A 14,181-nucleotide genomic window follows, 5' to 3' on the forward strand; every position below is an offset into this window, starting at 1 on the left:
TTGCCCGGGCGGTTCTACGCGGCGCGGTGTTCGGGCGGTTTACGCAGCGCGGTGTTCGGGCGCCCGGCTGGTGCCCGCCACGCTCGGGCGGTTTACGCGGCGCGGTGCGCTTCGGTCGTGCGGCCCAGGTCCGCGACGCCGGAGGTGGCGCCGGGGCGGACGGCGTCGCGGATCGTGCGGAGACCGCTGAGCAGCGCCTCCAGGTGCTCCGGCGACAGCCGGCCGGTGAACCACTCGTCGATCAGCGCGAGGTGGTCCGGCAGGACCTCGTGCATCTTGGCCACGCCGGCGGGCGTCACGACGGTGAACGAGCCGCGCCGGTCGGTCGGGCAGGCACGGCGGATCGCCAGGCCGTCGCGCTCCAGGCGGTCGACGACCCGGGTCACGCCGCTGGTCGACAGGCCGGTCTGCGCCGCGAGGTCGGTCATCCGCAGCTCGCCGCCCGGCGACCGGGCGAGCCTGACCAGCACCTCGAAGTCGACGTTGCCGAGGCCGTGCTCGGCCAGCTGGACGTTGAGACGCGCGGTCACACCGGTGAAGGCCTCGACGAACAGGCCCATGGCGGTGATTCGCGGATCTTCGAGCATCTCGTCGGTCACAGTGGCAGTCTATCAGAAGAGCTTGACAAACGAGACTCTGCCGTGCGTATATTTGCTTCAGCAAACTTCTCCACCACAGCTCATCTGGAGGGCATCATGACCGCACCGGTCGGCACCCGCGAGTACAACGGCGTTGCGATCCCGACGCCGGGCAAGTTCGACATCGACCCGGCGCACACGCGGGTCAGCTTCGTCGCCAAGCACCTCATGGTGAGCAAGGTCCGCGGCGGCTTCACCAAGGCGACGGGCACCATCGTCATCGCCGAGGACCCGCTGGAGTCGCACGTCGAGGTCGAGATCGACGCCGCCAGCATCGACACCGGCGTGGCCGACCGGGACGGTCACCTTCGCAGCGCCGACTTCCTCGACGTCGAGAAGTGGCCGGCGCTGACCTTCAAGAGCACCCGCGTGACCGGCTTCTCCGGCGGCGAGTTCAAGCTGGTCGGCGACCTGACGATCCGCGACGTCACGCGCCAGGTCGAGCTCGACGTGGAGTTCGAGGGGCACGCGAAGAGCCCGTGGGGCCAGGAGGTCATCGGGTTCAGCGCGACCACCGAGATCGACCGCGAGGACTTCGGCATCACCTGGAACCAGGCGCTGGAGACCGGCGGCGTCCTCGTCGGCAAGAAGGTCAAGATTGAGATCGGCGCCGAGGGTGTGCGTCAGGGCTGAGCCTGAATTGCGGCTCTTTGCTCCTTACGCCGGAGTTTGACCATGCTGCAGAGGGTGGGCGAAATCTCCCACCCTCCGCAAGGTTTCGATCACCGTAGGCTGAGGTTGCGCCCGTTTTGTCCCTAGCGGTACATCCAGACCACTCCTAACGTGGAGGGTCCACGGGGTCGGCCGGGGAGTTGGGGAACGGAATGGGGCAAGACGTCATACGGGGTGCGTTCACACGGGAGGATCGTGCCCGATATCGGTATAAAGTCCGCCGATGTCTAGACGTCTTCGCGCTGATGCTCAACGACTTCCGGTTTGATTCAGACCGGCCGATGACAGGGCTCGAGATCGAGCTCAACCTCATCGATCCCGATGCGCAGCCCGCGATGCGCAACGCCGAGGTGCTCGCCGACCTGGCGGATCCGTCGTTCCAGACCGAGCTCGGGCAGTTCAACCTCGAGATCAACGTGGCGCCCAGGGTCATCGAGGGCGACGGCCTCGACGTGTACGAGCGGGAGGTCCTCGCCAGCCTCGTCCACGCCGACGAGCGCGCCCGCAAGTCGGACGCCCAGCTGGTGCTCATCGGGATCCTCCCGACGCTGCGGCCCGAGCACACGGTGCTGGCCAACCTGTCCAACAACCCGCGCTACCAGCTGCTCAACGAGCAGATCATCAACGCGCGCGGCGAGGACATCGCCCTGGACATCCGCGGGCAGGAGCGGCTCGAGGCGGAGTCAGACTCGATCGCCGCCGAGTCCGCGTGCACCAGCGTCCAGTTTCACCTGCAGGTCGCTCCCGAAGACTTCGCCATGCACTGGAACGCGTCCCAGGCGATCGCCGGGATCCAGGTCGCGGTCGGGGCCAACTCGCCATACCTCTTCGGCAAGCGCCTCTGGGCGGAGACCCGCATCGCGCTGTTCGAGCAGGCCACCGACACCCGCCCGGAAGAGCTGAAGGCCCAGGGCGTCCGGCCGCGGGTCTGGTTCGGCGAGCGCTGGATCACGTCGATATTCGACCTCTTCGAGGAGAACGTCCGCTACTTCCCGCCGCTGCTGCCCATCACCGACGACGAGGACCCCGTCGCCGTCATCGAGGCCGGTGGCGTGCCCAACCTGGGCGAGCTGCGCCTGCACAACGGCACGATCTACCGCTGGAACCGGCCGGTGTACGACATCATGAACGGCCGCCCGCACCTGCGCGTCGAGAACCGCGTCCTGCCCGCCGGCCCCACCGTCGTCGACCAGGTCGCCAACGCCGCGTTCTACTTCGGCCTGGTCGGCGAGCTCGTCCAGCAGGACCGTCCGATCTGGACGCAGATGACGTTCTCCGCCGCCGAGGAGAACTTCCACACCGCCGCCCGCGAGGGCCTCGACGCCCGCCTCTGGTGGCCCGACCGCGGCGAGGTGCAGGTCGCCGAGCTGGTCCTCGACGAGCTGCTGCCGCTGGCCTCCGCGGGCCTGGACCGCTTCGGCGTCCGCCCGGCCACCCGCGACCGCCTGCTCGGCGTGATCGAGGGCCGCTGCCGCACCGGCCGCAACGGCGCCGCCTGGCAGACCGAGACCGTCAACGACCTGCAGTCCAGACACCACCTCGACCGCAATGCCGCCCTCCGCGCCATGCTCCAGCGGTACAGCGTCGGCCTCCACGCCAACGAACCCGTCCACACCTGGCCCATCTGACCAACCCCGCCCCGCCGCTGGGGGAGCGGCCTCGTCCTGCCTTCCGGGTCATCGGACGGTTGACGCCGCCCGCCCGCATCATGCGTGACCAGGCACGCGTGGATAGACAGCGCCGTCATAGGCCAGGGCTTGTACTGCGGCTCCGACGTCAGCGCCGTCAAGTCCGGGCCCCGTGGTCGCGGCTCCGAAGGCGCCTGGTCCAGCCCCGTCGATGCGATCGTCCGGTGCGTGCAGCCCGCCTCGGATGTTGAGCTTCGCGCCGTTCTGGCTGCGCGGTCGTCGACGCGGCCGTGTGGCGGGCGCGAATGGATGGGCAGCGCCGTCAGCCCGGCGCCCGTGATGCGGCTCCGTCGTCAGCGCCGTCTCGGCCACGGTCCCGTGGTCGCGGCGCCGGCCGTCGACCCAGCCCTTGCGTGACCGGGCGCGGGTGGATTGGCGGCGCTGTCAGTCCGGGTCCGTGCTCGCGGCTCCGGCGTCGCCTGGTCCCGCGCCATTGAGGCAATCGTCCGGTGCGTACAGACCGCCCGGGTGCTGATCTTCGCGCCGCTCCGGCTGTGCGGTCGTTGACGCGGCCGTGGGCTGGAGCGCGTGGATGGGCAGCGCCGTCAGCCCGGCCCGTGGCGCGGCTCCGGCGCGAGCACCGTCACGGCCGCAGCCTGTGGTCGCGGCTCCGGTGGCGCGTGGTTCAGCGTCATTGAGGCGGTCGTCCGGTGTGCGGACCGCCTCGGGTGTGGAGCTTCTTGCTGTTCTGGTCGTGTGGTGGCGGGCCGGCGGGTTACTCGGCGGACTTGCCGCGGCCGCGGCCTCGGGGGCGGCCCGGGGCGGGTTTGGGCGGCTCCGGGGTTGCGGCGGTGTCGGTCGGCCACAGGGGCTCGACGGAGCCGCGGGCCGGGGCCGGCTTCTTGGGTGCGGGGTCGGTGTCGTCGGAGACGGTGTCCTCGGCGTACGCGCGGTTGGCGGACTCGGAGGCGTAGGTGCGGCCCGAGGACTCGCCGCCGTAGGCGCGGGACGGGGCGTAGGCGTCGGACTCGAGGTCCTTGGCCGAGTCCAGGTCGGCGGACTTGGTGGCCGTGGCCTTCGAGACGGCGGCCTTGCCGGTGGACGTCGGGGGCTTGGGAGCGGCGGCCGGGGACTTGCCGCCCGCGCCGATCGTGACCGGCTCGGGGGTGCGGTCAGGGGCGGCGGTCCAGGGGTCGTCGGCGTCCTGCGGCTCGCCCCGCTCGGTGCGGCGGCGGGCCTCCGCGGCGTCGGCGTCGGCCAGGGCCTGGGTCCAGTCGGAGATGTCGGAGGCGGCGCGGGCCTCGCGCTCCGCGGCGGCGGCCTGGCGGGCGGCGCGGGCCTGGGCGCGGGAGCCGCGGGGGCCGATGGCGGAGACGATGACGGAGCCCGCGAGGCCGGCGAGGACCGCATACGGGGCGATGACGAACGCCGACAGCTGCGGGTCGCGCTCGCCGACGGCGGGAGCGGCCAGGAAGTAGGCGAGGGCGACCAGGAGCGGGCCGGCCGCGCCGGAGACCGCGACGCCGACGCGGTTGTCGCCGCGGCGGCTGGCGGGCCAGGCGGCGAGGGCGCCGATGACCAGCGCTATGGCGAGCATGAGGAGCGCCCCGGGCAGGTTCACCATGTTGCGGATCCAGGTGGCGTCGGTGAACTGCCAGGTGCCGAGCTGGGCGGCGGTGGCGAGGTTGCCGTCGGCGCGGACCACGTCGACGACCGCGACGACCGCGAGGACCCACAGCCAGGCCGAGGAGGCGACGACGTTGGCCGCGATCGCGCGGGCGGCCAGGGCGCCGACCGCGATCAGCAGGCCGACGATGATGCCGGCGATCGCATAGCCGCCGGCGGTGAAGTATGGCGCGACGTTGTCGGGGCGGGGCGTGCGCGACGGCACGGCGACCAGCGGCACGACGATGAGGGCGCCGACCGCCGCGGACAACGCGATCACGATCCGCCAGGCGGCGGTCAGCGCGTGTGCCCCGGGGGTCGAGGCGTTGCCCGCGACCGGGGTGTCGGCGGGGCTGAGCCGGTCCGCGCACAGGGCGCCGATGACCGTCGAGGACGCCGCGAGCCAGGCCACCCAGGCCAGGCTGCTGACCCAGATGGTCGCGCTGTTGCCGGTCGGCTGCCAGGAGATGATGCCCAGGCCATAGCCAAGACCGAGCTGCGCGGCACCCGCGCCCGCCGCGACACCGATCGCGGTGAATATTGAGGTTGCCCAGCTTCGTGCCGCCATGCCGCGCAGCGTACGCCCAGCCGTCCACCCGGGCGAGTCGATGTCAGCGGAACGTCAGGCCGTGCAGACGGCGGTCGCGGAGGGTGGGGCTGAGGTGGGCAACCTGTCCACTGGCAGGCGATTTGTCGGACAAGGTGGTGAACTGGGACCTATGCCAGACGAGCCGGACGCCACCGCCCCGTTCGATCGACCGCCATCGCCTGACGGGGGACCGCCGCCACGAGCGGAAGACCCCGATGCGACCCGGATCGGCCCGGCAGGCCAGGACCCCGACGCGACCCGGATCGGCCCGCCGAGCACCAGGCCCACGGATCCGGACGCGACCAGGATCGGTGGCGGCACGTCGCCGCTGCGCCCCGACGACAGCGGCGCCACCAGGATCGGCGGTCCGCTCGGCAGCGACGAGCCGCCGCGGTGGTCCGCCCGCGCCAACGTCCCCCAGCCGGGTGACCCGTCGCTCCGCCCGGCCGCCGCGCCGGAGGAGTGGATCGAGGAGGAAGACCCGTACCAGGGACGCTCCTGGTTCACGCCGGTGATCATCGGCGTCGTCGCGCTGGTCCTCGTCGGCGCGCTGAGCGTCGGCCTGTACCTCATCTATCAGGCCACCGCGGACGGCGACAACGCACCGTCCGACCAGTTGCCGGTGCCGACGGTGGCCGGCAGCAGCGTCGTACCGTCGCCGACACCGCAACCGACGACCGCCGCTCCGACATCGGAGGCGCCCACGGCGACCACCGCCGCCGCGCCGACCAGCGTCACGATCCCGCCGCTGACGGGCAACACCCTCGCCCAGGCGACGATCAAGCTGCAGCAGCTCGGGCTCGAGGTGAAGGTCGTCCGTCGCGCCGACGACTCCGTGCAGCCCGGCGAGGTCGCGGGGACGGACCCGGGCGCGGGCGAGATCGTCGCGCCGGGCGAGACCATCACCCTCTTCGTGGCGACCGAGCCGACGAAGGCGCCGTCGAGCAAGTCGCCGTCAGCTGTACCCAGTTAGGCGCCAGTTCTTCGCGACCGCCGGCTCCTGCACCGACGTCCGGACGGTGAGGTCGGCGTTGAGCAGCGTCAGGGTCGTGCCGGCCTGGCGGGTGGAGCGCACCAGCACGGAGCCGTCGGGTCCGAAGAGGATCTGGGTGATGGTGCCGGTGACCGGGATGGCGACGGTCTTGCCGCTGGTCGTGTCGACGATGGCGTCGGCCTTCAGGTTGGGCCCGATGTCGCCGTACTCCTCGCCGGGGTGGATCACGTCGAGGGCGAGCCTGGTGCCGTCGAGGTCGTGCCGCAGCGGCGTGAACGCGCCGGTGGCGATGTCGACGGTGCCCACGCCGGCGTCCCGCTTGCTGACGAGGAGGCGGTCCCCGGTCGACGACCAGGCCGGCTCGAACCCGACGCCCGCGTAGCCGGTGCCGAAGCTCCGCGCGCCGGTGCCGTCGGTGCCGATCAGCCGCAGCTCCGACTCGGTGACGAACGCGATCTTGCTGCCGTCGGGGGAGACCGCGGCGGCGTACGCCACGTCCGACGACATCAGCCCGACCACCTTGTCGCCCGACAGTCTCTGCAGGGAGTACTTCCCACCGGGGGCCGGCTTGTAGTACCTGACCGTGGAGATGCCGGCGGTGCGAGTGGGTCGCGGCGCGGCCGTCGCCGTCGGGGTGGTCGCCGCGGAGGCGGCCGGCGAGGCGGACGTCGCGGCGCCGGGGGTGGTCGTGCCGGCGCCCGCGGCGCAGCCGGTCAGCACGGTGAGTGCGGCGGCGGCGACGCAGGCGGCCTTGACGGTGTGCTTGTGCATCTCGAACTCCTTCAGTGGGTGATGTACCCGTGAAGACGAGAGCTCGGTGAAGCACGGATGACGGGCCGTTCGATCATCTCTGAATCGGCCGAACGGAGGAGCTGGCTACGCGGACGCGGATACAGGCACCCGGCTGCCGGTCCGGGCGGTGCGGGTGACGAAGCCGGGCTGCAGGCCCTGGAGCTGCACGAAGATGGATCGGCGCTCGACGGCGTCGCCGGTGGCGTTGAGCTGGTAGCCGTCCAGCCACGCCCACCCGTCATAGGTCTGCCAGTCGTGCACCCGGATCACCCGGAACAGCATCGGCTGCACGAACTGCACGCTCGCGGCCTTGGTCACACGCAGCACGTCACCGGTCTTCGGTAACACAGGTAAGACTCCCGTCATCTGCCGGCAGGGGGAAGATCGGTCACGGGCGCCCCATAACCGCCGATCGGCTCGATCGTTTGTCGCTGCGTCCGCAGTGGTGTCCCGGTCGTCCTGAGTCTCGTTGGCGCGAAGATGAACGGACCGTGACCACCGCCACACCCACAGATTGCCCGAGGTCGGTGATCAATGCAACTTGCAGTGAGAAATTTCCATCTCACGCATGAGAGCGTCGCTCCCGAGTGGCGGGGCCCCGCGAGATGGTGAGAATGTCGTGCCGATCCGGGTTGCGGACCTTCGTCAGGTTGCGCTGATCTATACGTATCGGAAATTCCGTGGGCCGGCGCGGAGGTGCAAGCGTGGCAAGTCGACGAGGCAGCCCGACGCTGCGACGCAGACAGCTCGGTATGGAGTTGCGCCGCCTTCGCGAGGCGGCACACGTCACAATCGATCATGTCGCCGAGCGACTGGAATGCTCCGGGTCCAAGATCTCGCGGATCGAAACGGGACAGACCGGCGTCACCCCGCGCGACGTAAGGGACATGCTGGACATCTACGGTGTCGAGCCACAATACGCCGAACAGTTGCTGAAAATCGCCAGGGAGGCGCGCCAGAAGGGTTGGTGGCAGCTCTACGGTGACGTGCTCACCGGGGCCTACGTAGGCCTCGAAGCGGCCGCCGATCACATTCGTTCATATGAGGCGCTCGTCGTCCCCGGACTGCTGCAGACCGAGGAATACGCGCAGGCCATGATCCACGCGGCCCGTCCGGACATCAGTGTCACGGAGGTCGAGAAACGTGTGCGTGTCCGGATGAGCCGCCAATCGTTGGTCACCCAGGATGACCCGATAGATCTCTGGGTGGTGCTGGACGAGGCAGTGCTGCGCCGCCCGGTCGGCGGAAGAGCGGTCATGCGCCGTCAGCTCGAGCACCTGGGCACGGCAGCGGGATGGCCGAACGTGACCCTCCAGATCCTGCCCTTCTCCGCCGGTGCTCATGCCGGGATGGACGGGACATTCACGATGTTGCTGTACGACGAGTCCGCAGGGCAAAACTTCGTGTTCGCCTCGAACGCGGCCGGCGGTCTCTTTCTCGAGAAGGACGACGAACTGCAGCGCTACGGATTCATCTTTGACTACTTGCGCGCCAACGCACTCCGTCCGGACGAGTCAGTATCGATGATCGTGAAGCTGGCAAAGGAGTCGTAGTGAACATTGAGGCCAAGGGCTTCAGCGTGAATCTTGAGGGTGCCCGCTGGCGCAAGAGCACTCGCAGCGGTCCGTACTCGGACAACTGCGTCGAGGTCGCGTTCGTCGGCGGGGCTGTCGCGTTGCGCGACTCGAAGGACAAGGCCGGGCCGGTGCTGCTGTTCACCCCCGAGGAGTGGGTGGCCTTCGTCGGCGGCACCAAGGACGGGGAGTTCGATCTCTCGTAGGCGAAACGCCAGGTCAAAATCGACCGGCCCGGCCCGCGACGGTGGTATCGCCGTTGCGGACCGGGCCGGTCATCGTTGTATTCAATGAGCGCTCAGGAACTTCACGCCAGATCCGAACACCCGAGTCAGATAAGGCTTGTATCCGATGAACAATGGCCCCGACAACTTCGGCAACGGTTCGTCGAAGACCGACGACCGTTTCTCCGGGCAGCTCGGTAGCTACCGCCCGGGCGGCCGCCGGGACGTCATCGGCGACGGGCCGATCGACGAACTGTCGCCGCGCAACGGCTCGCCGCTGGACCGCGCCTCGTCGCCCTTGGACCGCGCCTCGTCGCCGCTGGACCGTGCGTCCCTGCCGCTGGACAACTCACCGATCGCCGCGTCGCTGACGCCGCCGAAGCTGCCCGAGTCGTCCCTGGTGGCGGACCTCAGCCCGCTGACCGAGCCGATGTTCGGCCGCGGCGGCGTGCTGCAGGACTCCTGGCTCGACGGCCCCAGCCAGTCGATGGCCGACCACCCGCTGCTGCGGGGGCTCCTGCTGGAGCTGCCGCCGAAGGGCACGATGCCGCAGCAGGAGTGGCTGGACCGCTGGTTCGAGGCGGCCCGCTCGATCCTGGAGCTCATCTACTCGCAAGAGGCCCGAGGTCTGAAGTAATCCGCCGTGCTCGCCGGTCGACAGGTCGAATCCCATGCCGTAGAAAGCAGGGAGGCTCGACCTGGGGAGGTCGGACGGGCTCCGGTGCGCGCGAGCGTGCCGGGCCCGTCGATAAGTTGAACCCATGAGTTATCCCAAGATCGAGCTGCACGTGCACCTCGAAGGGGCGATCCCGCCCGCGACGCTGCTGGAGATCGCCCGGCGCAACGACCTGCCGCTGCCGGTCGACACCGTCGAGGGCGTGCTGGGGCTCTATGAGTTCACCGACTTCAAGAAGTTCGTCGAGGTCTGGATCCTCACCACGAACTGCCTGCGCACCGCGGACGACTTCCGGCAGATCGTGGTCGACTACGCCGGCGTGGCCGCGTCGCACGGTGCCGTGTACCTGGAGGCGATCTTCTCCCCCGGGGAGCGGGCCCAGCGCGGTGTGGCCTGGGAGGACCTGTACGAGGGCTACACCGACGGCATCGTCGAGGCGCGGGAGCGGCACGGCGTGATCGTCCGGCTGACCCCGGACCTCTACCGAGGCATGCCGGTCGACGTGGCGGAGGACGTCGCCCGGTGGAGCGTGCGCTACGCCGACCGGGGCATCGTCGGCCTCGGCCTCGGCGGCAACGAGCAGGCAGGCCCCGCGACGACCTACGCGAAGGCGTTCGAGCTGGCCCGCGACGGCGGACTGGCGATCGTGCCGCACGCCGGCGAGTCGGCCGGCGCCGAGTCGGTCCGCGAGATCCTGACCCTCGCACCCGACCGGCTGCGGCACGGCATCCGTGCCGTCGAGGATGCCGGTGTACTGGCGGAGGTCGTCGACCGGGGGCTGGTGCTGGACGTCTGCCCGACCTCGAACGTGCGGACCCGGTCGGTACAGTCGCTCGCGGCTCATCCACTGCCGGCCCTGCTGGCGGCGGGGGTGCCCTGCACGGTCAACACCGACGACCCGGCGATGTTCAACACCGATCTGGCTCAAGAGCACCGCGTCGCTGCCGATCTCGGTCTCAGTGCGAAGGACGCCTACCTGGCCGGCGTCGCGGGCGCTGCCTGCGACGACGACACTCGCGCACTGCTGAAGAGCAAGATCAGTGATATCGGCTGAATGTCCGATTGGTGCGCTACGTTCGGCCCGGGTCGGGTGTCGCAAAGTTGATGGTCGATCTTGAAATGTCCGCTTAGCTTTGGGCGGGTTCGCTGGTAGGAAACGGGGAGGCAAGGGTGAGTGACGTGTCTGATCTGATGTTCGCATTGATGAGTGGCGGCGGCCTCCTGGCCCTCAGCATCGGTGCATTCGGCGTGCTTGACGCCTACCACAAGCGCGGGATCGGCGAGAAGCGCGTGGACTGGCTGATCGGCCTCTACGCGTTCGGCGTCGTCATGAACATCGTCGCTTACGTGCTGCTCGACCGCTGGTACATCGCGGCGCCGCTGGCACTCATGCTGGTGCCGGCCGAGCGCGCGCTGGAGAAGCGCGGCACCTTCAAGCGCCGCGCCGTCAAGGTCGACGCGATCACCGGTCGCTGAGCACAGAAACACTGACGCCGGTCCCCGAGGGGGCCGGCGTCATGCTGTGCTTCTGGACGGGCTACCCGCCCGGCCTCAGACCGCGAACGTGCTCAGCGGCTCCGTGGCCGGCGCCGGCGGCGTGGCCCGCCACAGGCGCGTCTTCTGCGCGCCGAGCCGGGCCAGGTAGGCCGGGTTGAGCAGCACGTAGCGGCGCCAGAGCCGCTTGGGCTCCAGGCCGAGCCGCCACAGCCACTCCAGGGCGTACTTCTGCATCCACGCGGGCGGGTTCTTCAGTCCGCCGGCGTGATAGTCGAACGCCGCGCCCACCGCCAGCATCGGCGCGTCCACCAGGTGGCGCATGCCGTAGACGAAGATCTCCTGGCGGGGGCAGCCGAGGCCGACCATCACCACGCGCGCGCCGGACGCCTTGATCCGCGCCGCGATCTCCTCGGGCTCACCCGGCTGCGCCGAGCGGAACTTCGACGCCTCCATCCCGGCGATCTTGATCGCGGGGAACCGCTCGTGCAGCTTGCTGACCAGAAGGTCGAGCGTCTGCTCGGTCGAGCCGTACAGGTACACCGGCAGACCCTGCTCCGCGCTGGCCCGCAGGACCCGCAGCGTGAGCTCGGGACCATAGACCCGGTCGGCGAGCCGCGCCCGGTGCAGCAGGTTGAGCGCCCAGCGCACCGGCTGCCCGTCGGGCGTCACGAGGTCGAACGCGTTGAGCCTGGCGCCGTGCGCCTTGTCCTGCACGCCGGTCATCACGCCGTGCACGGCGAGCGCCGTCACCGCGAGCGGCCGGCCCTCCCGGGCGGCGCTCATGACCTTCTCGACGGCACTGTCGTAGTCGACGGCGCTGACCTGCACGCCGAGGACGTTCTGCTTCCCCTGGTCGATCAAGTCAGGCCACCGGGGTCCACTTGCCGACGTTGGCCTCGTAGATCTCCTGACAGATCATCGGCACGTCGTACACCTGCTTCCAGTCCGGGTAGTCCAGCTGGAAGCGCTCGTTGGACCCGATCCACCACTGGTGGTCGCCGACCCGGTTGGCCTCGTGGTATTCGGTGACCATCTCGTTGCCGGTGATCCGCTGCGCAAGCGCGAACACCTCCAGGTGCGAGGTGTTGGAGTGCCGCCCGCCACCGAGGTTGTAGACCGCGGCGCTGCGCGGCGCCCGGAAGAAGGCCTCGAACGCGGCGACCACGTCGTGCGAGTGGATCGCGTCGCGGACCATCTTGCCCTTGTACCCGAAGATCTTGTACGTGCGGCGCTCCATCGCGCACCGCATCACGTACCCGAGGAAGCCGTGCAGCTCGGTCGCCGAGTGCGCCGGCCCGGTCAGCGTCCCACCCCGGAAGCACGCGGTCTTCATGTCGAAGTAGCGCCCGTACTCCTGCACCATCACGTCGGCGGCGACCTTCGAGGCCCCGAAGACGGAATGCAGACAGGCGTCGATCGACATGTCCTCCTTGATGCCGTTCTCGTACGGGTGACCCGCCTCGATCTCCCACCGCGTCTCCTGCTCGACCAGTGGCAGGCTGTTGGGCCGGTCGCCATACACCTTGTTGGTCGAACAGTGGATGAACGGCGCCTCGATGCAGTGCTCCCGCACGTTCTGCAGCATGTTGAGCGTCCCGCCGGCATTCACGTCGAAGTCCGTGAACGGGTCCCGCACCGCCCAGTCGTGACTGGGCTGCGCCGCGGTGTGCACCACCAGCGCCACGTCTTTGCCGTAGCGCTTGAAGATGGCGGCCAGCGCGTCCCGGTCCCGGATGTCCACGTCATGGTGCGTGTACGCGTCCCCGAGGTCGCTCGTCAGCCCCACCACGTTCCACGCGGTCGAGGCCTCCGCCCCGAAGAACTGCTTCCGCATGTCGTTGTCGATGCCGACGACATCCAGCCCCAACGAGGCAAAGTGCCGGACAGCCTCGGACCCGATCAACCCGGCAGACCCGGTGACGATGACGACGCTCACGAGCAGAACTCCTTGCCACTCCAGCAGGACCGGCCGAGCATACCCCGCACGCGAGAGTCGCTATTTTGACGCACGACCAACCGCCCGCTGCTGTTGAGGAGGCGTGGGTGGAGCGAAGCTCCCCCAATGGGGAGCGAGGCTTCAGCCTCGCGCGAGGGAGGACGCAACGAAAAAATGAGCGCACTCCGCGAACAGAGTGCGCTCATCGTTGTGTGGGGAAGGGGGGAGTTGAACCCCCACGCCCTTTCGGGCACACGGACCTGAACCGTGCGCGTCTGCCATTCCGCCACTTCCCCTTGACGACGAGCTGGCTCATCGTCTGGCAGTGCCCAGCGTAGCGTGTGCCAACTCGGCGTTTTCACCGGGTTAGTACTAGGCTGCCCTGGGCGCCACGGAAGAGTAGCACGGGCTAGCCGGTGAGGATGCAACCGGGCGTGCGACGTCCGGATACCATCATGACCTCGGAACCCGAGGAGGAACCGGTGAGTGTGCTGCAGCGCTTCGAGAAGCGCCTAGAGGGCCTGGTCGAGGGGGCCTTCGCAAAGGTCTTCAAGGGGGTCGTCCACCCCGTGGAGATCCTCAACGCCATGCAACGGGAGGCGGAAGCCCACAAGGCGATTCTGGCTGGCGGGCGCACGCTCGTGCCGAATCGCTACGTGATCGACCTGTCGCCCTATGACCACAGTCGGCTGGCGCCGTACGCCGCCGCGCTCGCCCAGGAGCTCGCCCAGTCGCAGGCGGAGTTCATCGGCGAGCAGGGGTGGACGGTCTACGGCGACGTCATCGTCGAGATCGAGCGGGGCGACGGCCTCGACACCGGCATGTTCCGGGTCACGGCCGAGGTCTACACCGGCGGCGAGGTCGCGCCCCAGGCCGCGCCCGACCCCTACGGCGGCTACAACCAGGGCGGCGGCTACGGTCCCGGCCCCGGCGGCCCCGGTGGGCCCGCCCGCAACGTACGACTGGTGTCCGGCGACGGGCGAAGCTACCCTCTGTCGATCGGCTCGACCGTGATCGGCCGGGGCGATCAGGCCAACATGCGCCTGCCAGATGTCGGCATCTCGCGCCGTCACGCGCGACTCGACTTCGACGGTGCGCAGGTGGTGCTCACCGATCTCGGCTCGACGAACGGCACGATGGTCAACGGGCAACGCGTCTCCGCGGTCGCGTTGAATCCCGGTGACATGATCCAGCTCGGCACGACCACGCTCACCTACCGCGTGGATGGCTGAAGTCCCTGCACCACGTGGTCGACGTTAGGCGGATCTGCATGAGTGCACCTGCTCGACCGGGCCT

The 14,181-nt window shown here is 69.5% G+C and carries 15 protein-coding genes and 1 tRNA gene; 9 read left to right on the top strand and 7 right to left on the bottom strand.

From position 1 onward, the window contains the following. Positions 1-92 precede the first annotated feature (92 nt). Entirely contained in the window at positions 93-599 is a 507-nt protein-coding gene (locus AB0J72_RS02170) for a MarR family transcriptional regulator (protein WP_363393483.1), read from the bottom strand. Between the two features lie 96 nt (positions 600-695). Between AB0J72_RS02170 and AB0J72_RS02175 the strand changes: the two genes are divergently transcribed. Both AB0J72_RS02175 and AB0J72_RS02180 read left to right on the top strand, forming a co-directional pair. Then, entirely contained in the window at positions 696-1,271 is a 576-nt protein-coding gene (locus AB0J72_RS02175) for a YceI family protein (RefSeq protein WP_363393485.1), read from the top strand. Positions 1,272-1,462: 191 nt separating this feature from the next. After that, complete coding sequence (locus tag AB0J72_RS02180) at positions 1,463-2,938, top strand: glutamate--cysteine ligase (protein ID WP_363393487.1); 1,476 nt, start codon at positions 1,463-1,465, stop codon at positions 2,936-2,938. 775 nt (positions 2,939-3,713) lie between these two features. Here AB0J72_RS02180 and AB0J72_RS02185 read toward each other — a convergent pair. Further along, on the bottom strand, positions 3,714-5,171 hold the full coding sequence (locus tag AB0J72_RS02185) for a hypothetical protein (RefSeq protein ID WP_363393489.1): 1,458 nt from the start codon (positions 5,169-5,171) through the stop codon (positions 3,714-3,716). Positions 5,172-5,322: 151 nt separating this feature from the next. On the opposite strand from AB0J72_RS02185, the gene AB0J72_RS02190 reads away from it, so the two are divergent. Beyond that, positions 5,323-6,165 carry a PASTA domain-containing protein gene (locus AB0J72_RS02190; RefSeq protein WP_363393491.1) on the top strand — a complete coding sequence of 281 codons (843 nt, stop codon included), beginning with the start codon at positions 5,323-5,325 and terminating at the stop codon, positions 6,163-6,165. Here AB0J72_RS02190 and AB0J72_RS02195 read toward each other — a convergent pair. Then, positions 6,148-6,957 carry a hypothetical protein gene (locus tag AB0J72_RS02195; RefSeq protein WP_363393493.1) on the bottom strand — a complete coding sequence of 270 codons (810 nt, stop codon included), beginning with the start codon at positions 6,955-6,957 and terminating at the stop codon, positions 6,148-6,150. The genes AB0J72_RS02190 and AB0J72_RS02195 overlap by 18 nt on opposite strands. Before the next feature lie 105 nt (positions 6,958-7,062). Next, entirely contained in the window at positions 7,063-7,326 is a 264-nt protein-coding gene (locus AB0J72_RS02200; RefSeq protein WP_344508419.1) for a hypothetical protein, read from the bottom strand. 356 nt (positions 7,327-7,682) lie between these two features. Between AB0J72_RS02200 and AB0J72_RS02205 the strand changes: the two genes are divergently transcribed. The 5 genes from AB0J72_RS02205 to AB0J72_RS02225 all read left to right on the top strand — a co-directional run bounded on the left by AB0J72_RS02205 (position 7,683) and on the right by AB0J72_RS02225 (position 10,928). Further along, a complete protein-coding gene (locus AB0J72_RS02205) occupies positions 7,683-8,531 on the top strand; it encodes a helix-turn-helix transcriptional regulator (RefSeq protein WP_360568733.1) in 849 nt (282 codons plus the stop codon). After that, the gene (locus AB0J72_RS02210) at positions 8,531-8,758 is read left to right on the top strand and encodes a DUF397 domain-containing protein (protein ID WP_344508415.1); all 228 of its coding nucleotides are present in this window, start codon (positions 8,531-8,533) and stop codon (positions 8,756-8,758) included. Before AB0J72_RS02205 ends, AB0J72_RS02210 begins: the two co-directional genes overlap by 1 nt. A gap of 145 nt (positions 8,759-8,903) precedes the next feature. Beyond that, a complete protein-coding gene (locus tag AB0J72_RS02215) occupies positions 8,904-9,413 on the top strand; it encodes a hypothetical protein (protein WP_360568735.1) in 510 nt (169 codons plus the stop codon). Positions 9,414-9,537: 124 nt separating this feature from the next. Then, complete coding sequence (add, locus tag AB0J72_RS02220) at positions 9,538-10,506, top strand: adenosine deaminase (RefSeq protein WP_363393496.1); 969 nt, start codon at positions 9,538-9,540, stop codon at positions 10,504-10,506. A gap of 125 nt (positions 10,507-10,631) precedes the next feature. Further along, the gene (locus tag AB0J72_RS02225) at positions 10,632-10,928 is read left to right on the top strand and encodes a hypothetical protein (protein WP_363393498.1); all 297 of its coding nucleotides are present in this window, start codon (positions 10,632-10,634) and stop codon (positions 10,926-10,928) included. Positions 10,929-11,003: 75 nt separating this feature from the next. Here the strand turns inward: AB0J72_RS02225 and AB0J72_RS02230 are convergent, their stop codons facing one another. The 3 genes from AB0J72_RS02230 to AB0J72_RS02240 all read right to left on the bottom strand — a co-directional run bounded on the left by AB0J72_RS02230 (position 11,004) and on the right by AB0J72_RS02240 (position 13,181). After that, complete coding sequence (locus AB0J72_RS02230) at positions 11,004-11,810, bottom strand: WecB/TagA/CpsF family glycosyltransferase (protein ID WP_363393500.1); 807 nt, start codon at positions 11,808-11,810, stop codon at positions 11,004-11,006. A gap of 1 nt (position 11,811) precedes the next feature. After that, on the bottom strand, positions 11,812-12,885 hold the full coding sequence (locus tag AB0J72_RS02235) for an NAD-dependent epimerase/dehydratase family protein (protein WP_363393502.1): 1,074 nt from the start codon (positions 12,883-12,885) through the stop codon (positions 11,812-11,814). A 213-nt stretch (positions 12,886-13,098) separates the two neighbouring features. Next, positions 13,099-13,181: transfer RNA gene (locus AB0J72_RS02240), tRNA-Leu, on the bottom strand. A gap of 159 nt (positions 13,182-13,340) precedes the next feature. On the opposite strand from AB0J72_RS02240, the gene AB0J72_RS02245 reads away from it, so the two are divergent. After that, complete coding sequence (locus AB0J72_RS02245; protein WP_344508403.1) at positions 13,341-14,117, top strand: DUF3662 and FHA domain-containing protein; 777 nt, start codon at positions 13,341-13,343, stop codon at positions 14,115-14,117. Positions 14,118-14,181 lie beyond the last annotated feature (64 nt).

Origin of the sequence: Dactylosporangium sp. NPDC049742 (genome assembly GCF_040674675.1) — a bacterium.
GTDB lineage: Bacteria > Actinomycetota > Actinomycetes > Mycobacteriales > Micromonosporaceae > Dactylosporangium > Dactylosporangium maewongense.